The sequence below is a fragment of the Kribbella sp. NPDC004536 genome (assembly GCF_042873835.1).
In the GTDB taxonomy this organism is placed as follows: domain Bacteria; phylum Actinomycetota; class Actinomycetes; order Propionibacteriales; family Kribbellaceae; genus Kribbella.
In genome coordinates, this window is the sequence record NZ_JBIALY010000001.1 from 65,754 (window position 1) to 89,436 (window position 23,683).

Consider the following 23,683-nt stretch of genomic DNA (forward strand, 5'->3'; position numbering starts at 1 on the left):
CTCAGCCCACCACCACTGGCTCGGGCGTCGCAGCGCGTTCGCGGTTCTGGATCTTCCACCAGGACGCGAACCCGAGCACGCAGAACAGTCCGTACACCACGTACATGGTCGCGGACGGGTAGAACTTCGCCTGCACCAGCAGCGGTACGCCGACCACGTCGACGGCGATCCAGATCAGCCAGAACTCGACGAACCCGCGCGCCATCCCGTACGTCGCCAGGATCGATCCGGTGAGGATCCATGCGTCCCACTGCGGACCCCACGAGCCGAGCGCCTTCAGTACGAAGTACGCGATCGCGTAGAGCACCACGCCGATGCCGAGCAGCTCGAGCCGCTCCCGCAGCGTCGCCCAGCGCGGCTGGACCGCCTGCGCGGCCCCGTGATGCCGGGTCTGGTACCAGCGGTACCACCCGTAGAGGCTGATCAGCGCGAAGAACACCTGCCGGCCGGCCTGGCCCCAGAGGTCCTTGTCCTGCGGGGTGTCGAAGATCCCGCCGACGAAAACCGTGAACAGCAGCACGTTGCCAACGATGCCGACCGGCCACGCCGCGACCAAGCGGCGCATCCCGAACAGCGCGCTGGCCAGGCCGAACACGTTGCCGACGATCTCCCGCACCAGTACCGGCGAGCCGGCGATCGTGACCTGCGAGGTGAGCAGCCAGTCGATCGGGTTCACTTGTTGCCTCCAGCAACAGAAGAGGGGGTGACGCCCGCGGTCAGCAGGCGTTCGACGTACTTCGCGATCACGTCGACCTCGAGATTCACCGTGTCGCCGACCCGGTTCGAACCGAGCACGGTCAGCTCGAGCGTGGTCGGGATCAGGCTGACCCCGAACGTCCCGCTCGCGTCGTCCACATCGGTGACCGTCAACGACACTCCGTCGATGGCGATCGAGCCCTTCTCGGCGACGTACTTCAGGATCTCCGGCGAGGTCGCGATCCGGACGTCCTCCCAGCGCTCGCCGGGCGTCCGCGACGCGATCGTGCCGGTACCGTCGACGTGGCCCTGGACGATATGCCCACCGAGCCGTTCGTGCGCGGCGACGGCGCGTTCGAGGTTGACCGGCGAGCCCTTCTCCAGGCCGCCGAGGCTCGTACGCTGCAACGTCTCGCGCATCACGTCCGCGGTGAAGACGCCGCCGCCGTACTCGACCACCGTCAGGCAACAGCCGTTGACCGCGATCGACGCGCCGTGCGCCGCGTCCTCGATCACCCGCGGGCCGCGGATCGTGAGCCGGGCCGCGTCGCCGTCGACGTCCAGGGACTCGACCGTACCGAGTTCTTCGATGATGCCGGTGAACATCTACTTTCCTCCCAGAGGAACCAGGGTCAACCGGACGTCGTCCCCGAGCCGGGTGACGTCCGCTAGTTTGAACCGCCGCAGGTGGTCGATCGATTCCGCGCCGAGGTCGCCGACCGCCGCGAACCCCGAACCCAGCACGGCCGGGGCGACGTACGCGACGATCTGGTCGACCAGGCCGGCGCGCAGGAACGCCGCCGCCAGGGTCGGGCCGCCTTCGAGCCAGAGGTGCCGGATGTGCCGGTCGTCCAACTGCCGGAGCACCTCGGCCGGGTCGTGGGTCGGCAGCAGCAACGTCTGCGCGCGGTCGTTGCGCACCCGCGCGGTCGGCGGGACCTCCCGGTCGCCGACCACCACCCGCAACGGCTGCCGCGCCGCGGGTACGTCGTTCTCGTCCCGGACCGTCAGCTCCGGGTCGTCGTCGAGCACGGTCTGCGTACCGACGGCAATCGCGTCGCACTCGGCGCGCTGCCGGTGGACGTCGGCGCGCGCGATCGGGCCGGTGATCCACTTGCTCGTACCGTCCGGAGCCGCGGACCGCCCGTCCAACGTGGTCGCGAACTTCCAGGTCACGAACGGCCGCCCGACGCGGACGCTGTGCAGCCAGACGTGGTTGACGGCTTCCGCCTCGGTCTGCAGTACGCCCTGTACGACCTCGATGTTCTTGCTGCGCAGCTTGTCGGCGCCGCCGGAAGCCGTCTTGTTCGGATCGGGTACGGCGTACACCACGCGCGCGACGCCCGCCTCGATCAGCGCGTCCGCGCACGGGCCGGTACGGCCGGTGTGGTTGCAGGGCTCCAGCGTCACGTACGCCGTACCGCCCCGGGCGCGGGAACCGGCCATCCGGAGCGCCTCGACCTCCGCATGCGGGCCGCCGGCAACGGCATGGAAGCCCTCGCCGACCGGATGCCCGTCGCTCGCGGTGATCACGCAACCGACGACCGGATTCGGATGGGTGCTGCCGGTGCCACGGGCGGCCAGCTCGACGGCACGCCGCATCCAGGCGACATCCATCGGCGACACGTCGTTCACTACAGGGGCCCCTCGTCGTCACGGACGCGCTGCCGGGGCCTCGCTCGGCACATCTGCTCCGCCGCCACAACCGTTTCACCGGTTCCGCCGGCACCACCGGACTCGCGTCCGCTGCCGCCGGACCCTCGCCGCCGCGTCCCGCGGGCCGCACAGCCCACGCTCCGCGCCGCCGGGCGCCAGAGCACACCCGCCGACCGCGTGCGCCTCCCATCCGGACTTTCACCGTCGGTCCCGGAATTCCACCAGGTCAACCGCTCCTTCTTGCGAAGTCACGGGTCGCGGACTGTCACCGCCGGCTCGGAATTACACCGACCCCGGAGCACGCGAGTGGGTTTCACTCGTACCTCAAGTATGCCCCCTTCCCCAACCCCCACCACGACCCAGGTCACATCGTGGCCACCACACGCACGCCATGGCCGGCCTGCGTCTCATCGCACCAACAACCAGACCGCACTCCCGAGCAACCCGGCCGCCCCGACGAAACAACCGGTCGCAACCCACCACAGCCCATGCCCGCCCGGTCGCCCCCGCGCCGGACTTGGAGCGTCCGGCCGAGGCCCTGCGGAGGTGACTGCCGGCTCTCCGGGTGCAGGAGGCCCACCAATCTCAGGCGCTGCAGGTGCGAGCGACGCGGAACCCGCAGGTGCCCCGGTCGGGCTCGAGGTTTTGGGGCCGGTCGGAGCCCAGGTGGGTGGGAGGGCCGGAAGTTGGTCGAAGACCTCTGGGGCGTCCGGGGACGCGGTCCACGGGGTGGTGCTGTGAGGCGGGAGCGCGCCGGTGGCGGCAAGGAGGCGGCCTGCGGTTAGGGCTGTGTCCGGGCGGGCGTTGGGGTCGGTCGCGGTCAGGTGGGTGATGAAGCCGGCCAGGGCGACGGCATCGCCGGTGAGGGCGGGGAGTTTGCCGTCTGCGCCAGGGCGTTCGCCGGTGAGGAGTTCGACCGCGACCGCGCCGACGGCGTACAGATCCTGGCGTGGGTCTGGGTCGGCGCCTGACAGCTGTTCGGGGGCCAGGTAGCCGGGGGTGCCGAGGATTGTGCTCTGGCGGGTCATGCGGGGCTCGTCGAGGAGCGCGGCGACGCCGAAGTCCGACAGCCGGAGGTGTGGCCGGCCCGTTCCGGTGACGTCGAGCAGGAGGTTGGCGGGCTTCACATCACGGTGGACGACGCGGGCCGCGTGCACTGCGGACAGCCCGTGCAGCAACTGGTCGAGCAGCACGGCGACGTACGCCACCGGAAGCGGCCCGTGGTCGCCGAGCAGCGTCGCCACCGAACCACCCCGCACCAGGTCCATCGCGAACACGACCTTGTCGTCGTCCGCGGCCCAGCCGTGCGGGGCGATGACGTGGGGGTGCTCGATCCGCAGCGACTGCTCCCGTACGAACCGCAGCAACGCCGCCGCATCGTGCTGCCCGAGAACCTTCGCGGCGACGTACTTCGACCGCCGCAGGTCCCACGCCCGCCAGACCGACCCCATCCCGCCGGTCCCGATCAGGTCGATCAGCCGATACCGCCCAGCAAACGCCTCCACCGCCCAGAACCTACCGCCTCCCCCAGTCCTCCCCACGCCCCCAACCGTCGGGCGACGCACCAACCCCACGTCACCCGACGGCCACGATCACGGTCAGCCCCTCGGCGGCCCACCCGGGTACTGCGGGCCGTTCGGCTGCCGCGGGCCGTTCGGGTACTGCGGGCCGTTCGGCTGCTGCGGGCGGTCGAGGTGCTGGGTGGGGCTGGGGGCGGGAGTGGTGGGGGTGCGGCGTAGGCGGGCGACCAGTAGCAGGCCGACCAGCAGGAGGGCGATCCCGCCGCCGCTGAGTCCTGCGATCAGGGCAACTGGGGTGCCGTTGTCGTCGTCGTTGCGGCCCTGGACCGGCCCGCCTGCCTGGGTCTTGTCACCGGGATCGGACGGCTCGCTAGTCGGGGTGGTCGTGGGGGTGACCGTACCGCCGTCCACCGGGGAGGCCCCGTTGACGTACTCAGGCTTGCCAGTCCCGGGCGTGCCCAGCAGGCCGACGGTCAGCGTCATCGGGATGGCGAACGCCCGGTCCTGCTCCTGCCGGCTCAGGGAGACGGCCACGTAGTAGTCGCCGGGTGTCGACGTACCGCCGTCCATGGAGTTGGCGCCGTTGCGGTTGAGGTACCGAATCTCCTTGGTGGTGGCGCCTTTGACCGCGCCCTGTGGCGTGACGACCCCGCGGCGGCCGGCGTTACCCGGGACCTGCGTCGCGAAGATTGCCAGCGCGTCTTCGCCGGTCGGCGCGATCAGCCCCATGTCGAGGTAGCGCAAGGTGCCGAACGCCTTACCGGTGGCCGCGCCCAACTGCGGAATGCTGACCTGAGCCTGTAGGCGCTGACCCCAGTCGGCCTTCACCTTGTACAGCTGGACTTCGCCCGGCATCAGCGTGGTCTTGTAGCTACCCGCGGCCAGGTAGGGCGCATCGGCGAAGCTCGAACCCGGGACCACCTCACGCGGGTTCGCGCCGGGCATCGGGGTCCAGGTCGGATCCCCGGCCTGGGTCGGCAGGTTTGCCGCGGAGTCGACCGGCGGTTCCTCGTCGATGCGCAGCTCGTACGGAACGCCCTTCATCTCCTTGTACGCATCGCCCGCCGAGACCGTCAGGACGAGCTGGTCGCCGTCCGTGCAGTCCTTCGGGTAGTCGCCGGTCCAGCTCGACGCGGCACCGGTCGCGACGCCCTGGTCGCCCTCGAACGCCAGCGGATAGCTCCAGCCGCAGGCCTCACCTCCGATCGTGTTCAGCTTGACCTCGGCCTTCAGCACGAAGCTGCCGCCCGACGGCCGGCGGAACGCGATACCGGCCCGCAGGGTCGACTTCGCCATCGTCCGCTTGATCACGTAGTACTTCGCGGTGGAGTCGTTGCCGAAGGCGTCGGTGTAGTGGCCGGGGGCAAGCACCGGGGCGCCTTCCTGCTGGGCGCCGCCCTGCACCGGCGTGCCGGAGATGCGGAACGGGCGGAAGGCTCGCACCGACAGCCGATCCAGCCCGGCCTCGAGGTCCACGGTCGAGTCGGCGTCGTAGTAGTCGCCGCGGCCTTCACGGGCCACGCACTGCAACTGGCTGCGGGCCTTGCCGCCGACCCGGAAACCGACGACGTCGATCTTCAGATCGATGCCCTGCTGGGCGATCGAGCGCGCCACCGCACACGGCTCCGGCGCACACGTCGCCTCACCGTCGGAAACCAGCACGATCGTGCGCTGGCCGCTCGCCCCGAGGTCCTTCGCGGCCTGCTGGAGCGCGTACGCGATCGGGGTCTCGCCGTACGGCTTGTACTTCGCGATGGCCGACCGGAGTTGCGGGCGGTTGCCGGTCCCGATCGGGACGGTCAGCTGCGTGTCTGTGCAGGCGCCCGGCTGGGTGCGCTTGAAGACAGTCGCGCCGTACACCCGCCGGCCGACCTGGGCGGTCGCGGGGAGCTTGGTCACCACGCTGGACAGGGCCGTCCGCGCCGCGACGATCTTGGTGTGCCCGTCGCCGGCCGGCTCCGCCATCGAGCCGGACGAGTCCAGCACGAGGACCAGTTTGCCGCCGCTCGGGTCCGGGTCGGCGAGCGCTGCCGGCGCCGTTACCCCGCCGAGAATCGCGGTCAGCGTGACGGCGAGCAGCGCCCACACTGCCGGGCGGCGGTGCCGCTGGTGAGTCGTCATCGTTTCCTCCGGTGAGATTCGCTGCCGCAAACCTTGGCAGTTTGCGATCGCAAATGTCAAGCCGGATCAGACTGGAAATCCGTGTTCGCAAGTGCGAAGATCTTTGCAGTTGCCAAGACGGCCGCAAGGGGAGACGACGATGGAGCAGAGCGCACAGAACGTGCAACAGCAGGTCGAGCTGTACGGCGAACCACTGGGCGAGGTGGTGCGGCGGGTGACCGGGGCGCTCGACCTGACCCAGGGCGGTCTCGCCCAGGTGCTCGGGCTGTCCGCGCCGATGCTCTCGCAACTGGTCAGCGCCCAGCGGGTGAAGATCGGCAACCCTGCCGTGGTATCCCGCCTGCGCGCCGTCTCCGAGCTGGCGGACGCCGCCATCGCCGACCTGATCCTGCCGAACAGGGTGGCGATCGAGCTGGACCACATCCGGACCGCGACCGGCGCCTACACCAACCAGACCACCAGCCACCTCCGCCGCCAACCCGCCGGTGCGGCCGGAGCGGAGGCGCCCCTGGGGGCTGGAGCCGCCACCCGGGCAGAACCCGGGCCGGGACCAGGGGCCAGCACGCGGCCAGGAGCCGGCGCCGACGCAGAAGCCGGCACGAGCGCAGGAGTCGGCACGGGCGCTCGGTCGGGAGCTGAGCCGGGAGCTGGGCCGGGCGCTGGGTCGCTGGGGCGTCCGGGAGTGCCGTTCGGGGCGCCTGGCGGTCTCCCCGCGGAGAGTCCGGCGCCGGCCTGGCAGGCGGGTCCGGGGTGGGAGGTGGCTCCACCCTGGCACCGCGCTCCGGCGGAGCATGCGGCGCGGATGGTTGTGCGGGAGATTCAGGATCTGTTTCGGGCGGTGGCGTCGGCCGAGGAGATTCAGCGGGCGGCTGCGGCGGCGGCTGCGGAGTCGCCGGCCGTTGCCGAGCTACTGCTTGCCTACGGCACCGGCCGGACCGCCGACGCGCTCGCGCACTATGACCAGCATCACGGCTGACAGCACCTGATATAGCACAAGACAACTGCACTTTGACCGCCGTCTCACGCTTCGTCGCCGTGGAATCAGACCGGCCCGGACTGGTGTTGGGTTGCGATGACAGGGCCGATCGCCCTGCATTCGTTGCATGAAGACAGACGGTGTGAGGAGACAGTTGTGCGTGCGTTTAGGCGGGTTGTCGCGGTGGTCGGGGCTATCACCTTGCCGGCGGCGATGGTTGCCTGCGGCAGCGATCAGAAGGACGCCGGTTCCGGCCCGGACCTCGGGCTGATCAAGTCCGGGACACTCAGGATCGGCACGCTGACCGACGCGCCACCGAACGTGTACGTGAAGGACGGCAAGTTCACCGGGTTCGACAACGACCTGATCACCGCCGTCGCGGCCAAGCTGAACCTGAAGCCGGAGTTCGTCGGCACCGACTTCTCCGCGCTGCTGTCGCAGGTCAACGGCGGCCAGTTCGACCTCGGCAGTTCGTCGATCACGGTCACCGAGGCCCGCAAGAAGACGGTTGCTTTCAGCAACGGGTACGACTTCGGCTACCTCGGGCTCAACACCACCAAGACCTCCGGGATCACGTCCTTCGACCAGCTCAACGGCAAGCGGGTAGTCGTTGTCCAGGGCACCGTGCAGGACGACTACGCGACCGGCAAGGGCCTGAACCCGGTCCGCGTACCCAACTACAACGCCGCGCTCGGCCAGCTCAAGGCCGGTACGGCGGACGCCTGGGTCTCCCCCGCCGAGATCGGCGAGAAGATGGCCAAGGAGCAGGGCGGCGGCACGGTGATCCTGGCCGCGAAGGAGCTCAGTGACGCGCCGATGGCGTTCGCCGTGGCGAAGAACAACGACAAGCTCCGCGAGGCCGTCAACAAGGCGCTCGACGAGGTGATCGCGGACGGCACCTGGACCAAGCTGGTCGAGCAGTACTACCCGGGTCGCGCCGTTCCGGCGAACTTCAAGCCGGGCAGCGGGTCGGTCAAGTTCACGGCTCCCAAAGCCTGATGGACATCTGGTCCACCCTGAACGACACCTTCCTCGACTGGGGGTCGATGAAGGCGGTCCTGCCCGAGATGCTGAAGGTCGGGCTGGTCAACACCCTCGTACTGGCGGCCGCCTCGGTCGTGCTGGGCACTGTGCTCGGCATGCTCGTGGCGGTCCTCGCCCTGTCGAGGACGCGCTGGCTGCGCTGGCCGGCGAAGATCTACACCGACATCTTCCGCGGTCTGCCGGCGATCCTGACCATCCTGCTGATCGGCCAGGGCCTGTCCCCGATCACCCGGCACTGGTGGGGCCCGAACCCGTACCCGCTCGGCATCCTCGCGCTCTCGCTGATCGCCGCCGCGTACATCGGGGAGATCTTCCGCTCCGGCATCCAGAGCGTGGAGAAGGGCCAGCTCGAGGCGGCCCGCGCGCTCGGGTTCAGCTACCCCAGCGGGATGCGGCTGGTCGTCATCCCGCAGGGGGTACGGCGGGTGCTGCCCGCGCTGGTGAACCAGTTCATCGCGCTGGTGAAGGAGTCCAGCCTGGTCTACTTCCTCGGCCTGCTGGCGAGTCAGCGCGAGCTGTTCCGGATCGGGCAGGACGCCGCGGCGACGAACGGCAACCTGTCGCCGCTGCTGCTCGCGGGCATCTTCTACCTGGTGATCACGGTGCCACTGACCCATCTGGTGAACCACTTCGACAAACGTCTCCGCGAAGGACGTCCGGCCGAGGCGGACGACGTACGGGCTGAGGAGCTGGCCGATGCAGCACGTTGAGGCAGCGAGCCTGGAGGTCAAGGGCGTCGAACTCGCGTTCGGCAGCAGCAAGGTCCTGCGCGGCGTCGACCTCGCCGTACCGGCCGGGCAGACCGCGTGCGTGATCGGTCCGTCGGGTTCGGGGAAGTCCACGTTGCTGCGGGCGATCAACCGGCTGCTCGAGCCCGACGCCGGCGACGTGAAGCTGGGCGGCGAATCGGTACTGCGGGGTGACCCGGACGTCCTGCGGCGCCGCATCGGCATGGTGTTCCAGCACTTCAACCTGTTCCCGCACAAGAGCGTGCTCGACAACATCACGCTGCCGCTGCGCAAGATCAAGAAGCTCGACACCGGGTCCGCGCAGGCGGCGGCGCGCGAGCAACTCGAGCTGGTCGGTCTCGCCCACAAGGCGGCCGCCCGGCCCGGCAACCTGTCCGGCGGTCAGCAGCAGCGGGTCGCGATCGCGCGGGCGCTGGCGATGAAGCCCGAGGTGATGCTGTTCGACGAGGCCACGTCGGCGCTCGACCCGGAGCTGGTGAAGGGCGTACTCGCGTTGATGGCGGACCTGGCCGCGGCCGGGATGACGATGGTCGTGGTCACCCACGAGATGGGGTTCGCGCGTGAGGTCGCGGACCAGGTCGCGTTCATGGATCAGGGCGTCGTGGTCGAGTCGGGCGTACCGGAGCGGATCTTCGGTGGCGCCGAGTCGCCGCGGCTGCGGCAGTTCCTGTCTCAGGTGCTCTGAATGAGCCGTTCGAGGCGCACGATGGAGGTCTGACGCCGCAAACCTGGGGGTGGTGGGCCATGGCTGTTCGCCGGTTCTTCGTCGCAGCGTTCGCGCTCGCGGTGGTCGCTCTGGGAATGGCCGCGGCCTCGCCACCGCGAGCCGCAGCCGACACGGCCGGCACCGCCGGCACGACAGCCGCCGCTGCCCGGGCGCCGAAGTACGTCTATCTCACCTTCGACGACGGCCCGAGCCCGTACACCCCGCAGATCCTCAAGATTCTGCGGGCGTACGGCGCGCGGGCGACGTTCTTCGAGCTCGGGCAGAACGTGTCCCGCTACCCGTACCTGACCAGGCGCGTCTACCAGCAGGGCAACAGCGTGCAGAACCACACCTGGTCGCACCCGGACCTCCGGTACCTCTCGTGGTCCGTGTTCAGATCCCAGGTGCAAAGAACCGACCGGGTGATCCGCGCCCAGACCGGGTACACCCCGCGTTGCCTGCGGCCACCGTACGGCGGTACGAACAGGCTGGTGGCCCGCCGGGCAGCCACGCTCGGCAAGAAGCTCCGCGTCTGGACGATCGACACCCGCGACTGGTCCCGCCCCGGCTCGTCGGTGATCGTGCGCCGGGCGCTGGCGAACGTGCACAGCGGCTCGGTGATCCTGATGCACGACGGCGGCGGGAACCGCAGCCAGACGGTGGCCGCGCTGCCCGCGATCCTGCGGACCCTGAAGGCCCGCGGCTTCGGGTTCACCACGATGTCCTGCACCTAGTACCGTCCGGTATCCGTGAATTGTTGACCCGGAAGCGGCGTGGCCGCTGGCTTTCGGTAGTGGTTCACGCAGGGTTGGTCGGGTGAGGAAGTGACCACCCACCGCCCTGGGGGGAACATGGCTGTTCGCTTGACGCGTGCCGGGAACAGGGCCGTCGGCCTGGCGATGATGATGCTGGTGAGCGCGGTGATCGGTACGGTCGTGGTCGCGGCCGCGAAGTCGCCGGCTCAGCCCGTCACGCCCACGACACCGGCCGCCGCGCCGACTTCCGTCACGCCGTCGCCGTCCCCGCTGCCGGCGAAGTACGTCGTACTGACCTTCGACGACGGTCCTGATGCCGACTACACCCCGAAGGTCCTCGACATCCTCGCGCTGTACGGCGCGAAGGCGACCTTCTTCGAGGTCGGTCAGAACGTACGGAAGCACCCCGAGCTGACCAAGCAGCTGCACGCGGCCGGTCACAGCGTGGAGAACCACACCTGGGACCACAGCGATCTACGCAAGCTGACCGCCGCCAGGTTCCAGCAGGAGGTCACGTCGACGGACCAGGCGATCCGCGCGCAGACAGGCAGTACGCCAGGCTGTCTGCGGCCGCCGTACGGTGGGGTGAACCCTGCCGTACGGCAACGCGCGCGCCAACTGGGCAAGGACCTGGTCGTGTGGACGGTCGACTCGCGCGACTGGACCAAGCCCGGTACGGCGGCCATCGTGCAACGCGTACTGAAGAACGTGCACAGCGGCTCGGTGATCCTGATGCACGACGGCGGCGGCAACAGAGCTCAGACGGTCGCCGCATTGCCGACGATCCTGAAGGCACTGAAGGCGCAGGGGTACGGCTTCCGCACCCTCACCTGTTAGGACAGGGCGCCCACGAGCGGTACGACGTCGGCGATCGAGGCGACGATCCGGGTCGGGCGGTACGGGAACCGCTCGACCTCGTGCTCGCCGGTCGATCCGGACAGCACCAGTACGCTCCGCAGACCTGCCTCGAGACCGCTGATGATGTCGGTGTCCATCCGGTCACCGATCATCACGGTCGTCTCGGAATGGGCCTCGATCCGGTTCAGCGCGCTGCGCATCATCAGCGGGTTCGGCTTGCCGACGAAGTACGGATCGATGCCGGTCGCGCGGGTGATCAGCGCGGCCACCGAGCCCGTCGCGGGCAGCGGGCCCTCCTGCGACGGGCCGGTCGGGTCCGGGTTGGTGGCGATGAAGCGCGCGCCGTCGGTGATCAGCCGGATCGCCCTGGTGATCGCCTCGAACGAGTACGTCCGGGTCTCGCCGAGGACGACGTAGTCCGGGTCGCGCTCGGTCAGTACGTACCCGATCTCGTGCAGCGCCGTGGTCAGCCCGGCCTCGCCGATCACGTACGCGGTCCCGCCTGGCCGCTGGTCGTCGAGGAACTGGGCAGTCGCGAGCGCGCTGGTCCAGATCGACGTCTCGGGGATCTCGATGCCCGCGGCAAGCAGGCGGGCGCGGAGGTCCCGCGGGGTGAAGATCGAGTTGTTCGTGAGGACCAGGAACTTCTTGCCGGACGCCTGCAGCGCGGCAATGAAGTCGCTGGCGCCGGGGATCGCGCGCTCCTCGTGCACGAGGACGCCGTCCATGTCGGTCAGCCAGGTTTCCACCGGTTTGGGGTCGGTCACGCTGCTCATCGTAAATTGTCGGTGGCCTGGCCCAGAATCAGGACATGGGTTATCGCGACTTGTGGCAGGCACGCGGCGTGCTGCCGTTGCTGGCGTCGTCGCTGCTCGCCCGGCTGCCCATGCTCGCGACGATGGTGCCGATCTCCTTCCTGGCGAAGGACGCCAGCGGGTCGTTCCGCTGGGCCGGAGTGGTTGCCGGTGCCTATTCGGTCGGTATGGCGCTCGCGGGACCGCTGTGGTCCCGGACGGCGGACCGTCGCGGGCCGCGGGGCGTGTTGCTGCTGACCGGGATCACCTGGAGCGTGGCGCTGGTCGCGATCGCGTTGCTACCCGCCGGCCGGCATCAGTTCCTTCCTGTGCTCGCGGTGATCGCCGGTGCGTTGGTGCCGCCGGTGATGCAGACGTTGCGGGCCGCTTGGCCGCGGGTCGTCGACGGCCCTGCTTTGCGTACGGCGTACTCGGTGGACGCGACGGCGCAGGAGTTGTTGTTCATGGTCGGGCCGATGCTCGGTGCGACCGCGGTGAGCGTGGCGAGTCCGCGGCTCGGCGTATTGCTCGCGGCGGGCATGTCGGCCGTCTTCATCTGGTGGTACGCGCTCCGACAACCTTCGCCGGTGGATCACGGCCCGCACCGCGCGGTGCCGTTGACCGCGCGGCAGTTGCTGTGGCATCGCCATCGGTTGCCGTTGATCCTTGCTTTCGGCCTGTGGATCATGTCGTTCAACGGGATCTCGCTGGCGATCGTGGCGTTCGCCGACGATCACGGGCAGCGGCTGATCGCCGGGATCTTCGAGGCCGTCTGGGCGTTCGGCAGCCTGGTCGGCGGGGCGGTGGCGGGCGCATTGCCCGGCCGGCGTACGTCGTACCTGTGGCGCCGGGCCGCGTTGGTCGCGGCCGGGATGCTGCTGTGCGTGTTCGCGACCTGGTCGTCGGTGTCGCTCGGGATCGCGCTGGCGGTCTCCGGGCTGACGCTGGCGCCGGCGATCGGCGCGCTGTACGAGCGACTCGGTGCGCTGACGCCCGATGTCGCGCGGACGGAGGTGTTCGGGTGGATGGGCAGCGCGGCGATGGGTGGTGCGGCGATCGGGGCGGCGGCGTCGGGCGCGGTGATCGACACCTTCGGCGTCCGCTACGTGTGGCTCCTCGCCGCCGTACTCGCGCTGCTCGCGACGGTCCTGCTGCTACGCGTCCCGCCCGAAGTGGCGCCGGGATCCGATGCCGTCGTGGAGCCGGACGAGGCGAGGCGTGACGGTGGGCCGGAGTCGCCGGGGCCGACCAAGCCGGCTGGACCTGACCTAGCGGCCGACGGACTGCTCGGCGAGACCGCGTAGTTCCTCGACCATCGCGTTCGGGTCGTCGGCGGCGTAGACGGCTGAGCCGGCCACGAAGACGTCCGCGCCGGCGTCGGCGCAGCGTTCGATCGTTTCGACCGAGACGCCGCCGTCGATCTCGATCCACAGGTCCAGGCCGTGCTTGTCGAGCAGCTCCCGCGTGCGGCGGATCTTCGGCAGGCACACGTCCAGGAACTTCTGCCCGCCGAACCCGGGCTCGACGGTCATGATCAGGATCATGTCGAGCTCGCCCAGCAGGTCCTCGTACGGTTCGATCGGGGTCGCCGGCCGGAGCGCCATCGCGGCCCGCGCACCCTTGGCGCGGATCTCCCGCGCGGTCCGGATCGGCGCCCGGCAGGCCTCGATGTGGAACGTGACACTGGACGCGCCGGCCTCGACGTACCCCGGCGCCCAGCGGTCCGGGTCCTCGATCATCAGATGGCAGTCGAGCGGCAGGTCGGTCGACTTCGCCAACGACTCCACCACCGGCATGCCAAGGGTCAGGTTCGGCACGAAGTGGTTGTCCATCACGTCGACATGCAGCCAGTCCGCGTTCGACACAGCCGCCGCCTCGTCGGCCAACCGGGCAAAGTCGGCGGACAGAATACTCGGCGCGATCTGAATCCCCATGGCGCCAATCTATCGACCACCCGCCGCAACCTCGTCAGCCGGTACAGGTCGCCCACCGACCATTGAAACGCCGCGGCCATCGACGGGGATGGGCGGGGCACGGGACCGAACGACAGGTAGTGCACTGGTGAGACACTGTACGCTTGGACGCGACCACGCTCAGGTGCACTACCCTGCTGACCGACACGTCCTGTCCAAACGCACCCTGCCGCGGCCAACGGACTGCAGGCGTGCCTGCCGGAGCTTGGGATATTGACGGACGGGAGCGTCAGGTGCTTGGCGAGTGGCTCGCCCACGTCACCCGGTGACTCGTACTGTCCTTCGTAACCAGGCGAGGGCTTCGGCGGGTGAGTTGACGATGTTCACGCCGGCCGGGAGTGGGGGGCGGCGGATAATGACTACCGGGATGTGCAGGTGCGCGGCGGCGCGGAGTTTGGGGGCGGTCGCGGGGCCGCCGCTGTTCTTGGTGACCAGTACGTCGATGTGGTGCCGCTGCAGGAGGTCCAGCTCCTCGGGCTCGGTGAACGGGCCGCGAGCGAGGAGAAGCTCGCACCAGGTCGGTGCCGGCTCGGGGGGATCCACACACCGGGCCAGGGTCCACAGGCCGGTATTCGCAAACGCGTCAAGTCCCTGACGCCCGATGGTGAGAAACACCCGAGACCCGACCCGCGGCAGCAACTCCGCAGCCCCACCAGCCGTATCAACCCACCGCCAGTCAGCCGAGACGTCCTCCCAGGGTGGGCGGTGGAGGATTAGGTGGGGGGTCTTGGTTCGGGTGGTGGCGAGGGTTGCGTTGGTGGTGATTTGGGTGGCGAAGGGGTGGGTGGCGTCTACTACTGCGTCGACCGGGTTGTTCTGGAGCCAGGTCGTGAGCCCTTCGGCGCCGCCGAAGCCGCCGGTGCGGACTTCCCCGGCCAGCTGCTGTGGGGTCGTGGTGCGGCCGGCCAGCGAGGAGACGACCTCGATGCCGTCGGCAACCAGCAGGCGGGCCAGTTCGCGCGCCTCGCCGGTACCGCCGAGGAGGAGGACCCTCATCGCGCGCGGTCGGCCGAGTACAGGTGACTGTCCCGGAAGGTCGTTGCCGACAGCACCTTTCCGGCGATGACGACGGCCGTACGGCGGATGCCTGCAGCGTGTACTCGCGAGGCGATGTCGGCCAGCGTGCCACGTAGTACGACCTCGTCGTCACGCGACGCCCGGGCGACGATCGCCACCGGGCATTCGGGCCCGTAGTTCGGAAGCAGTTCGGCGACGACGCGATCGATCTGCTGGACGGCGAGGTGGAGGACGATCGTCGCGCCGCTCGCGCCGAGGGTCGCCAGGTCCTCCCCCGGCGGCATCGCGCTGGCGCTGCCGCCGATGCGGGTAAGTACGACCGTCTGCCCCACCTCCGGCACAGTCAGCTCGCGGTTGAGCGTGGCGGCGGCGGCCGCGTACGCCGGCACTCCGGGCGTGACGTCGTACGGGATGCCGAGCGCGTCGAGGCGGCGCATCTGTTCGGCCATCGCGCTGAACACGGACGGGTCGCCGGAGTGCAGGCGGGCGACGTCGTGGCCGGCCGCGTGGGCGGTGGCGAGTTCGGCGATGATCTCGTCGAGGTTGAGGTTCGCGGTGTCGACCTTGCGCGCGTCGGGCGGGCAGTGGTCGAGGAGCTCGACGGGGACGAGCGCACCGGCGTACAGGCAGACCGGCGAGGAGGCGATCAGGTCGCGGCCGCGGACGGTGATCAGGTCGGCGGCGCCCGGGCCCGCGCCGATGAAGTGGACGGTCATTTGGTGACGCTCCAGATCGTGACGGGCATTGCCGGACGCCAGCCGGTCATCGTGCCGATCGCGGAGGCGCGGTGTACGTCGAGGCGTACGAGGTCGCCGCCGTACGTCTTGTACCACTGGACGATCAGCGCCTCGGTCTCGAGCGTGACCCCGTTGGCGACCAGGCGGCCTCCTGGGCGCAGGGCGTTCCAGCAGGTGTCGAACAGGCCCGGGGCGGTCGCGCCGCCGCCGATGAAGATCGCGTCGGGTGCTTCGAGGCCTTCGAGGGCTGCCGGTGCCGAGCCTTCGACGACGGTGACCGCGGCGCCGAGCGTGGTGGCGTTGCGTTCGAGGCGTTTGGCGCGGGTGGGGTCGCGTTCGATCGCGATCGCCCGGCAGGCCGGGTGGTGGCGGGACCATTCGATCGCGATGCTGCCGGCGCCGCCGCCGATGTCCCAGAGCAGCTGGCCGGGTACGGGGGCCAGGCGGGAGAGGGAGACGGCGCGTACTTCGCGTTTGGTGAGCTGGCCGTCGTTCTCGTACGCGTCGTCGGGGAGACCGGGGACGGTGGAGAGGATCGGGGCGTCGGCGGGGCACTCGACGGCGATCACGTTCAGCGGGTCGACCTCTCCGGACCAGTCTGTGGCTGTGGAGGTGCGGATGCGTTCGGTCGGGCCGTCGAGTTGTTCGAGAACGGTGAACGTGCTGTCGCCGTAACCCCGGGCGGTCAGGAGTTCGGCGACTTCCACGGGGGTTTGGGCGGTGCGACTGAGGACGAGGAGGCGGCGGTTGGGTTGGAGGTGTGGGTGCAGGCGGTCGGTCGGGTTCGTGACCAGGCTCACCACCTGCACTTGGTCCTGTGCCCAGCCGAGCCGCGCGCAGGCGAGCGAGACGCTGGACGGGTGCGGGATCACCTGCACCGCGTCGGCACCGAGCAGCCGCACCAGCGTCGTACCGATCCCATGAAGCGTCGGATCACCGCTCGCAAGCACGCACACCTTGCGCCCCCGATACTCCTCCAACAACCGAGGCAACCCCTCGGAAAGCGGAGAGGGCCAAGCCACACTTTCAAACTCGCCGGATGGAACGAGCGCTAGTTGGCGGGGGCTGCCTAGGAGGATATCGGCTGATTGGAGGGCTGATTGGGCCGCGGGGGTTAGGCCGGGCCAGCCGTCGGGGCCGATGCCTACGACTGTGATGGGGTCAGCCGGCATTGCCCAGGGCCTTTGTGATGGTGATTTCGATGACTACGCGGGCGGGGTTGGGGCGGGGCTGCTTGTAGCGCTTGGCGTAGCGGGTCTCGGCGTCGGCGACGTGGGCCGGGTCGTCGTTGACGACAGCTCGGCCCTCGAGCGTGCTCCACCGCCGGCCGTCGACCTGCGTCACGGCGACGGACGCCTCACCGAGCCGGCGGATCGTACGGGCCTTGTACGACGTACCGGAACAGATGACGCGTAACACCCCGGCCTCGGCGTCCAACGTCGCGCCCACGGGGGTTGCATGTACGGTCCCGTCCGCCCGGACCGTACTCAGCACGCACAGGTGCCGCTCGGTCCAGAACCCGACCAGTTGCTCACTCAACACCCAGCGATCGTAAACAGGCCCGCCCGGCAGTGAACCGGGCGGGCCTGCGAGCGCCGGACCCCTCAGACCAGCGCCGATCGGGAAACGTCAGCCGATGTCGCGCCGACGGAAGGTGGCGAACCCCGCGATCGTCAGCGCGGCGGCGATCGCGGTCAGCCAGAGCACAGGTGTGACGGAGAACTCACCACCGGGCAGCCGCGGCGTGTGGCCGTACGGGCTGAGGTTGATCATCCACTGCGGCAGGTTGAAGATCTCGCCGAACTGCCCGATCAGCAGGAACAGTCCGTACAGCCCCCATCCCGCAGTGACCAGCTTCGGCGCGACCCCGAACAGGATCACGACCAGTGCGGTGACGAGCCAGATCGCAGGCAGTTGTACGGCGGCCGCCGCGAGCATCCGCGGCACCTGTCGCCCCATGTTGCCCAGCGACGCGCCACTGGACACGCCCGAGCCGAGACCCGCGACCAGGATCAGCACGCCAGTGCCGAACAATGCCATCAGCACGTGGCTCGCCAACCACTGCGCCCGGGTCACACCGGTTGCCAGCAACGGCTCTGCCCGCAACGCCGTCTCTTCCGACCGCAGCCGCAACGCGGCCTGGATGCCGAACGCCGAAGCCAACAGCCCCATCACGCCCATCTCGGTCGCAAGGAACGCATCGGTGATCCCCTCGACGCCACCGAGCTTCTGCACCATCTCCTTCGCGCTGTCGCTGGTCACGAACCCGTCGACATTGCTGGCGATGTTCCCGACCAGCAGCCCCAGCAGCAGGAAGGCGAAACCCCAAGCCAGCAAGGAACCTCGGTGCAGTCGCCAAGCCAGCGCCAACGGTGACCGCAACGAAGCAGCCGCCCGCGGCGGTCCGGGCCGCGGCCGAACCAGACCGGCACCGAGATCGCGCCGCCGGATCAGCGCGGTCGCCGCGGCGACCATCGCAGCCAGGAACACCAACGGCACCAGCAGTACGGCAAATCGGTCACCGGCGTACGCGCGGACCTGCTGCGACCACCCGATCGGCGACAGCCACGACACCCACTGCGTACTGCCGTCCGCCGACGAGTCGCCGATCGCCCGCAGTACGTACGACACACCGAGCACGATCGCGGTCAGTCCGTTCGCGGCCCGCGCGCTCTCGGTGACCTGTGAGGTCACCGCCGCCACACCGGCGAACGCCAGCCCCGCAGCCGTCCACATCAACCCGAACGCGAACGACCCCTTCGCGTCCAATCCGCTGCCCAGCAGCGACAGCGCGGTCAGCAACCCGAGCACCAGCACCGTCGCCCCGGACACGATCAGCGCGGCGGCCAGCGCCGCGTACCGGCCGAGTACGCCGGCACTCAGCAGCTCGAGCCGCCCGGACTCCTCCTCGGTCCGGGTGTGCCGTACGACGAGCATGCCGCCGAGCAACCCGACCAGCAGCGCGCCGAACGCGGTGAGCTTGAACAGCGAGACCTCCCCGAGCGAGGACTCGTCGAAGATGCGCCCGTACAGCGAGACGAGCGCAGGTGAGGCGTTCGACGTCCGCGCCGCGTCGACGAGCGTCTTCGGATCCGCGTACAGGTCCATCGTCGCCTTGGCCGATCCGGCGGCGGTCATCACGAAGACGACGACCCAGAGCGGGATCAGCAGCCGGTCGCGGCGCAGCGCGAGCCGCACCAGCGTCCCGGTACCGACGAAGTCGTTCATCGCACGGCCGCCTCAGCTCCGGCCTCGGCCGGTACGTCTTCCTCGTAGTGCCGCAGGAACAGCTCCTCCAGCGTCGGCGGTTGCGCGACCAGCGTCTTGATGCCGCTCGCGGACAGCTGCCGCATCACGGCGTCGAGCTGGGCGGTGTCCACCTCGCACCGCACCCGGTTGCCCTCGACATCGAGGTCGTGCACCCCCGGCAGCTGCGCCAGACCGTTCGGCGAACCGGCCAGCTCTGCGTGGATCGACGTCCGGGTGAGGTGCCGCAGCTCGGCCAGCGTGCCGGTCTCGACCACCTTGCCGCGGCGGATGATGCTGACCCGGTCGCACAGCGCCTCGACCTCGGAGAGGATGTGGCTCGACAGCAGTACGGTGCGGTCGCGCCGGCGCTCCTCCTCGATGCACTGCCGGAACACCTCCTCCATCAGCGGGTCGAGGCCGGAGGTCGGTTCGTCCAGGATCAGCAGCTCGACGTCCGACGAGAGCGCGGCGACCAGCGCGACCTTCTGCCGGTTGCCCTTCGAGTACGTCCGGCCCTTCTTGGTCGGGTCCAGGTCGAACCGGCGCAGCAGTTCGTCGCGCTTCTTCTCGTCCAGGCCGCCGCGGAGCCGGCCGAGCAGGTCGATCACTTCGCCGCCGGTCAGGTTCGGCCACAGGTTCACGTCTCCGGGGACGTACGCGAGCCGTCGGTGCAGCTTCGCGGCGTCGTGCCACGGGTCGCCGCCGAGCAGTGAGACATCTCCGGCGTCACCCCGCAGCAGGCCGAGCAGGACGCGGATGGTGGTGGATTTCCCGGCGCCGTTCGGCCCGAGGAATCCGTGCACCTCACCGGTCTTGACCTCGAGGTCGAGCCCGTCGAGGGCATGCGTACTTCCGTACGACTTGTGCAGTCCGGAGACCACGATGGCTGATGTCATGATTCATAACGTACACTTCATTCAGAAGTTTGTGAATCTTGCTAACAACATCCTGACGCGGCAGAGGAGATGATGGGGCGGTGAGTGCACATCGGGACGACGACGCCGTCAAGCGGTACACCGAGCAGTTCGGCAACCTGCTGGCGGAGACAGGCTGGCCGCGGATGGCGGCTCGGGTGTTCGCCGCGATCCTCTCCAGCGTGGACGGGCGGATGACGGCGGCCGAACTGTCCGACCAGTTGCAGGCGAGTCCGGCCGCCGTCTCCGGTGCGGTGAACTACCTGCTCCAGCTCCGGCTCGCGACCCGCGAGCGCGAGCCCGGCAGCCGTCGCGACGTGTACGTGGTGCAGGACGACGCCTGGTACCAGACGATGATGACCGAGGACGCGTCGCTCGGGCGCTGGTCCGTCTCGCTCCGCAAGGTCCTCGACGCCGCCGGCGACAACACCGACGCCCACCGCCGGATCCGCGTCTCGCTCGAGTTCATCGACTTCATCAGCGAAGAGGTCAAGGGCCTCAGCGAACGCTGGATCAAACGCAAAGCCGAACTCGACGCCGAACTGGACGCGGAGTACGGCGCCTAGAGGTCGTAGACCGTGAAGATTGTGCAGTAGATGGGTGGGGACTCGAGGCCTGGGTAGTACAGGCGGCCTGCTTTGTCGGTGATTTTGAAGTAGGCGGTGGAGGCGCCTACTTGGGGTGGCGCTTGGAGGGACATCGTTACCGTGACGAGGTCGCCGGGGGCCGCGTCGGGCACGGGGGCCTGGTGTGGGGAGCGGAGGTGCCCGGGGGTGCCGGCGCCGCCCTGGCGGGTGAGCCATCGGTCGCACCACGGGCGCTCGCCGCTGTTACGGATCACCCACGTCTTCTCGAACGTCTCGTCCTGGCGTACCTGCGTACCGTCCGGAACGGTCTCCCCCACCAGCTCGGCCCGGTCGTCGGGGTGATGGTCGATCGGTACCGACCCACCGAGCAGCACCGGCTGGACGTGCCGACGGAGGTCGCGCTGCGACATGTCCCGGTCGGCGCGGACGGCGGCGTCGAGTTCGGTCAGCTGGTTCACCAGCGCCTGGTTCGCGCCGAACGAGTCGTCGTACCACTCGATCAGCTCGCGGCTCGGCTTGGTGTGGCCACGCTCGACCCGGGACAGATGCCCCTTGTCCCACCCCGACTCGGCGGCCGCCCGGCTCAACGGCATGCCGGACGCCTCCCGGAGCTCGCGCATCCGGGAACCGATCACAAAGCGAGCCTGTGCTGGCCTCACAGTGCACTCTCCGGTTCGACCGTTGCCCACTGCGACAACACCGTAACGCTCTGATTCTCTGTAAAAAAGTGCCGCTTCGCCAGTCGCCCAGCGAAAAGGACAACCACCATGCGTACCGCCCTCCTGCGCATCACCGCCCGCGTCGCCGTCACCACCCTGTTGGCCGGTGCCGCCGCCCTCGGCACCGGCGTACTCCCCGCCAGCGCCGCCACCGGGACCGTTGTCACCGACAGCGGAACCGGCGTCGCGATCCGGTCCGGGAACGCGACCAGCTTCGCCTCGGTCGGCACCCAGCCGAACGGAACCGTCGAGATCGACTGCCAGGTGTACGGCGAACCCGTCACCGGCAAGTACGGCCGCAGCCTGATCTGGGACCACATCCCCGGCAAGGGCTTCATCACCGACTCCTACGTCAACACCGGCAGCAGCGGGCTGATCGCACCGCTGTGCACCAGCAACCCACGCGCGGACGCGGCGATCGCCTGGTACTCCTCCCGGAACGGTTCGACGGCGTTCCAGGGGTACTGCGAGATGGCCGCGGAGAACTCGTTCGGCAAGACCGCGATCTGGGCCTCGGCCACCGCGGACTGGAACGACGCCGTGAACCGTGGTGTCGCCCACCCCGGCGACCTGAACCCGCCGAAGGGCGCCCTGGTCTTCTGGAACCTCGCCGCCCCGAACGGCCACGTCGGCGTGGCCCGCGGTGACGGCTACTTCTGGGCCACCAGCGTCAACGGCGCGATCGGCCTCGCCAAGCTCCCGTACTACTCCAACTACCGCGGCTGGGCCTGGCCGAACTTCTGAACCGGCCCCATCGACTCGAGCACCTGGACGCGCGTACCGCCCCTCACGCGTCCGGGTGCTCGATCCTGTCCAGCCAGTCCTCCACCAGCGCCCGGTACACGGCGGAGCCGGGGCCGGGGAGGTAGTGGTCTTCTTGGTCGAGTACGGCGTACGTCGCGCGCGGGTAGTCGTCGAGGATCGGCCAGGCGTCCGCGTAGCCCGCAATGGTGTCCTGGCGGCCGGTGACGATCAGCGTAGGGCGCTCGAAGTGGGCCGACGGGTCTTCGCTGAGGCCGTACGTCGACGGGTCGCGCTGGATCCGCCCGAGGAACTCCAGGTCCGCAAGCCGTTCCGCCTCGTCGTAGTACTTGTGCTGGCGGTCGCGGGCCGCTGACGGCAGCAGGTCCGACGCGGTCGGAAGCGTACGCCGGGCGCGATCGATCACGATGCCTGGTGCTCTCAGCAACAGTCCTAGGACTTGGGTCGGGTTTCTTTTGAGGATGCCTCGGGCGTGCAGGGCGCCGGCCGATGTACCTGCGAGGGCGAATGGTTCGTCACCCGCCACCGTACTGATGAGCCCAGCAATGGAAGACAGCATGGCGTCTTGGTTGGTGATGGTTGGGTCGGCGGGCGATTGCCCTGTGCCGGGTGGGCTTACGTAGATGCGGCGCCAGCCCTTGCGGTGTTCGAAGATCGGCTCGTGGACAGCGCGGCCTTCGCCGGCGTCGCCGCCCCAGCTGGGGAGGAAGAAGATCGGGCGGCCGGTGCCGAAGGACTCGTAGTACACGTTGCGACCTTAGTCAGCGCCGTCGCTGATCACTGAGCCTTTCTGTTCACAGCAGAAGGCGGCCGTTCGCCGGAGCCGCGTTCGATCAGCGCACACGGCAGTACGATCCGCTGCGGCGGGCGGGTGTCCGTACCGGAGGCGCGATCGAGCAACAACCGGGCCGCACTGCGACCGAGCTCGGCGATGTCGGAGGCAACGACCGTGACCGGCGTCGGCAGCATGTCGGCGAGCCGGAAGTCGTCGAACCCGACCACCGCCGGATCCTGCTCGAGTTCACCGAGGGCCCGCAGCACGCCCTCGACCAGGAAGTTCGTCGAGGCGAAGATCGCGGTCGGCGGATCGGCCCGCAGCATCACCTCCCGGGTCGCCTTCTCGGCCGCCTCCGCGTTGCCCTCGGGCAGCTGGATCACCAGCGACTCGTCGACCTCGATCCCGGCGGCCCGGTGCGCGCGGCGGAACCCGCGCAGCCGGCGCCCGATGGTGTAGTACGACGGGGCGAGGATGATCGCGATCCGTTCGTGGCCCTGGCTGAGCAGGTGTTCGGCCGCGATCCGGCCACCGCCCTCGTTGTCGACCATCACGATGTCCGCCTCGATCCCGGTCGCCGGGCGGTCGACGAACACCACCGGTACGCCGGCGCCCTGGAGGAAGGCGTGATCGCCCTGGTCAGGGACGATCATCAGACCGGCCACCTGCCGGCTGACCAGCTCCTTGATCGCGCGCTTCTCCCCTTCCGGGTCCTCGTCGACGCTACCGAGGACGACGGCGAACCCGGACTGCCCGGCGACCTCGAGCGACGCCTTCGCGATGCTCGCGTAGAACGGGTTGGTCAGGTCACCGAGGACCAGCGCCAGACTCGTCGACTTCTTGCCCGGGCGGAGCGCGCGCGCCACCTCGTTGCGCTGGAAGCCGAGTTCGTCGATCGCGGCGCGGACGCGCTGGGCGGTCTCGTCCCGGACACCGTGGCCGCCGTTCACGACCCGCGACACCGTGCCGAGCCCGACCCCGGCCCGCCGCGCGACGTCGATCATCGTCGGCCGGGCGACCTCCGGCTGGCTTGGAAACGTTTCGGACACGGGGTTGACTTCCTTTTCGGGACACG

Annotated in this window: 25 protein-coding genes and 1 riboswitch; of the genes, 9 read left to right on the plus strand and 16 right to left on the minus strand. The window is 69.5% G+C overall.

Features of this window, described 5'->3' with window-relative positions; genetic code table 11:
* Position 1: 1 nt before the first annotated feature.
* The 5 genes from pnuC to ACFYRU_RS00335 form a co-directional block, all read right to left on the minus strand.
* Positions 2-676: a nicotinamide riboside transporter PnuC gene (pnuC, locus tag ACFYRU_RS00315; protein WP_387651197.1), complete on the minus strand. Its 675-nt coding sequence runs from the start codon at positions 674-676 to the stop codon at positions 2-4.
* The gene (locus tag ACFYRU_RS00320) at positions 673-1,302 is read right to left on the minus strand and encodes a riboflavin synthase (RefSeq protein WP_387651199.1); all 630 of its coding nucleotides are present in this window, start codon (positions 1,300-1,302) and stop codon (positions 673-675) included. Before ACFYRU_RS00320 ends, pnuC begins: the two co-directional genes overlap by 4 nt.
* Positions 1,303-2,313, minus strand: a complete 1,011-nt coding sequence (gene ribD, locus ACFYRU_RS00325) for a bifunctional diaminohydroxyphosphoribosylaminopyrimidine deaminase/5-amino-6-(5-phosphoribosylamino)uracil reductase RibD (protein WP_387651202.1) — start codon at positions 2,311-2,313, stop codon at positions 1,303-1,305.
* 212 nt (positions 2,314-2,525) lie between these two features.
* Positions 2,526-2,658: riboswitch (FMN riboswitch) on the minus strand.
* Positions 2,659-2,759: 101 nt separating this feature from the next.
* Complete coding sequence (locus ACFYRU_RS00330) at positions 2,760-3,857, minus strand: protein kinase (protein ID WP_387651205.1); 1,098 nt, start codon at positions 3,855-3,857, stop codon at positions 2,760-2,762.
* A gap of 93 nt (positions 3,858-3,950) precedes the next feature.
* Positions 3,951-5,993 carry a VWA domain-containing protein gene (locus tag ACFYRU_RS00335; RefSeq protein WP_387651207.1) on the minus strand — a complete coding sequence of 681 codons (2,043 nt, stop codon included), beginning with the start codon at positions 5,991-5,993 and terminating at the stop codon, positions 3,951-3,953.
* A 139-nt stretch (positions 5,994-6,132) separates the two neighbouring features.
* On the opposite strand from ACFYRU_RS00335, the gene ACFYRU_RS00340 reads away from it, so the two are divergent.
* The 6 genes from ACFYRU_RS00340 (at position 6,133) to ACFYRU_RS00365 (ending at position 11,060) form a co-directional block, all read left to right on the plus strand.
* The gene (locus ACFYRU_RS00340) at positions 6,133-6,969 is read left to right on the plus strand and encodes a helix-turn-helix domain-containing protein (protein WP_387651209.1); all 837 of its coding nucleotides are present in this window, start codon (positions 6,133-6,135) and stop codon (positions 6,967-6,969) included.
* A 156-nt stretch (positions 6,970-7,125) separates the two neighbouring features.
* Positions 7,126-7,968: a substrate-binding periplasmic protein gene (locus ACFYRU_RS00345; RefSeq protein WP_387651212.1), complete on the plus strand. Its 843-nt coding sequence runs from the start codon at positions 7,126-7,128 to the stop codon at positions 7,966-7,968.
* On the plus strand, positions 7,968-8,723 hold the full coding sequence (locus tag ACFYRU_RS00350; protein ID WP_387651214.1) for an amino acid ABC transporter permease: 756 nt from the start codon (positions 7,968-7,970) through the stop codon (positions 8,721-8,723). The genes ACFYRU_RS00345 and ACFYRU_RS00350 overlap by 1 nt, the downstream gene beginning before the upstream one ends.
* A complete protein-coding gene (locus ACFYRU_RS00355) occupies positions 8,710-9,447 on the plus strand; it encodes an amino acid ABC transporter ATP-binding protein (protein ID WP_387651217.1) in 738 nt (245 codons plus the stop codon). The genes ACFYRU_RS00350 and ACFYRU_RS00355 overlap by 14 nt, the downstream gene beginning before the upstream one ends.
* A gap of 59 nt (positions 9,448-9,506) precedes the next feature.
* Positions 9,507-10,202, plus strand: a complete 696-nt coding sequence (locus ACFYRU_RS00360; protein ID WP_387651220.1) for a polysaccharide deacetylase family protein — start codon at positions 9,507-9,509, stop codon at positions 10,200-10,202.
* A gap of 117 nt (positions 10,203-10,319) precedes the next feature.
* Positions 10,320-11,060: a polysaccharide deacetylase family protein gene (locus tag ACFYRU_RS00365; protein ID WP_387651222.1), complete on the plus strand. Its 741-nt coding sequence runs from the start codon at positions 10,320-10,322 to the stop codon at positions 11,058-11,060.
* Here ACFYRU_RS00365 and ACFYRU_RS00370 read toward each other — a convergent pair.
* A complete protein-coding gene (locus tag ACFYRU_RS00370; RefSeq protein WP_387651225.1) occupies positions 11,057-11,857 on the minus strand; it encodes an HAD-IIA family hydrolase in 801 nt (266 codons plus the stop codon). The two genes, ACFYRU_RS00365 and ACFYRU_RS00370, sit on opposite strands and share 4 nt — an antisense overlap.
* 35 nt (positions 11,858-11,892) lie before the next feature.
* On the opposite strand from ACFYRU_RS00370, the gene ACFYRU_RS00375 reads away from it, so the two are divergent.
* The gene (locus ACFYRU_RS00375; protein WP_387651228.1) at positions 11,893-13,179 is read left to right on the plus strand and encodes an MFS transporter; all 1,287 of its coding nucleotides are present in this window, start codon (positions 11,893-11,895) and stop codon (positions 13,177-13,179) included.
* On the opposite strand, the gene rpe is transcribed toward ACFYRU_RS00375, so the two are convergent.
* The 7 genes from rpe to ACFYRU_RS00410 all read right to left on the minus strand — a co-directional run bounded on the left by rpe (position 13,144) and on the right by ACFYRU_RS00410 (position 19,747).
* Positions 13,144-13,809, minus strand: coding sequence for a ribulose-phosphate 3-epimerase (gene rpe / locus ACFYRU_RS00380; RefSeq protein ID WP_387651231.1), 666 nt, complete (start codon positions 13,807-13,809; stop codon positions 13,144-13,146). The genes ACFYRU_RS00375 and rpe overlap by 36 nt on opposite strands.
* Before the next feature lie 297 nt (positions 13,810-14,106).
* On the minus strand, positions 14,107-14,844 hold the full coding sequence (locus ACFYRU_RS00385) for a cobalt-precorrin-6A reductase (protein WP_387651233.1): 738 nt from the start codon (positions 14,842-14,844) through the stop codon (positions 14,107-14,109).
* A complete protein-coding gene (cobM, locus tag ACFYRU_RS00390) occupies positions 14,841-15,581 on the minus strand; it encodes a precorrin-4 C(11)-methyltransferase (RefSeq protein ID WP_387651236.1) in 741 nt (246 codons plus the stop codon). The genes ACFYRU_RS00385 and cobM overlap by 4 nt, the downstream gene beginning before the upstream one ends.
* The gene (cbiE, locus tag ACFYRU_RS00395; protein ID WP_387651239.1) at positions 15,578-16,774 is read right to left on the minus strand and encodes a precorrin-6y C5,15-methyltransferase (decarboxylating) subunit CbiE; all 1,197 of its coding nucleotides are present in this window, start codon (positions 16,772-16,774) and stop codon (positions 15,578-15,580) included. The genes cobM and cbiE overlap by 4 nt, the downstream gene beginning before the upstream one ends.
* Positions 16,764-17,144 carry a PPOX class F420-dependent oxidoreductase gene (locus ACFYRU_RS00400; RefSeq protein ID WP_387651242.1) on the minus strand — a complete coding sequence of 127 codons (381 nt, stop codon included), beginning with the start codon at positions 17,142-17,144 and terminating at the stop codon, positions 16,764-16,766. The genes cbiE and ACFYRU_RS00400 overlap by 11 nt, the downstream gene beginning before the upstream one ends.
* Positions 17,145-17,231: 87 nt before the next feature.
* Entirely contained in the window at positions 17,232-18,830 is a 1,599-nt protein-coding gene (locus tag ACFYRU_RS00405) for an ABC transporter permease (protein WP_387651245.1), read from the minus strand.
* Positions 18,827-19,747: an ATP-binding cassette domain-containing protein gene (locus ACFYRU_RS00410; RefSeq protein WP_387651248.1), complete on the minus strand. Its 921-nt coding sequence runs from the start codon at positions 19,745-19,747 to the stop codon at positions 18,827-18,829. The genes ACFYRU_RS00405 and ACFYRU_RS00410 overlap by 4 nt, the downstream gene beginning before the upstream one ends.
* Before the next feature lie 80 nt (positions 19,748-19,827).
* Here ACFYRU_RS00410 and ACFYRU_RS00415 point away from each other — a divergent pair, with 80 nt between their 5' ends.
* A complete protein-coding gene (locus ACFYRU_RS00415) occupies positions 19,828-20,331 on the plus strand; it encodes a GbsR/MarR family transcriptional regulator (RefSeq protein WP_387651251.1) in 504 nt (167 codons plus the stop codon).
* Here the strand turns inward: ACFYRU_RS00415 and ACFYRU_RS00420 are convergent.
* Entirely contained in the window at positions 20,328-20,987 is a 660-nt protein-coding gene (locus ACFYRU_RS00420) for an NBR1-Ig-like domain-containing protein (RefSeq protein WP_387651253.1), read from the minus strand. The two genes, ACFYRU_RS00415 and ACFYRU_RS00420, sit on opposite strands and share 4 nt — an antisense overlap.
* A gap of 132 nt (positions 20,988-21,119) precedes the next feature.
* On the opposite strand from ACFYRU_RS00420, the gene ACFYRU_RS00425 reads away from it, so the two are divergent.
* Positions 21,120-21,815, plus strand: a complete 696-nt coding sequence (locus ACFYRU_RS00425; RefSeq protein WP_387651255.1) for a CHAP domain-containing protein — start codon at positions 21,120-21,122, stop codon at positions 21,813-21,815.
* A gap of 43 nt (positions 21,816-21,858) precedes the next feature.
* On the opposite strand, the gene ACFYRU_RS00430 is transcribed toward ACFYRU_RS00425, so the two are convergent.
* Together ACFYRU_RS00430 and ACFYRU_RS00435 are read right to left on the minus strand one after the other, a co-directional pair.
* Positions 21,859-22,581: an alpha/beta fold hydrolase gene (locus ACFYRU_RS00430; protein WP_387651257.1), complete on the minus strand. Its 723-nt coding sequence runs from the start codon at positions 22,579-22,581 to the stop codon at positions 21,859-21,861.
* Positions 22,582-22,610: 29 nt separating this feature from the next.
* A complete protein-coding gene (locus ACFYRU_RS00435; RefSeq protein ID WP_387651259.1) occupies positions 22,611-23,657 on the minus strand; it encodes a LacI family DNA-binding transcriptional regulator in 1,047 nt (348 codons plus the stop codon).
* Positions 23,658-23,683 lie beyond the last annotated feature (26 nt).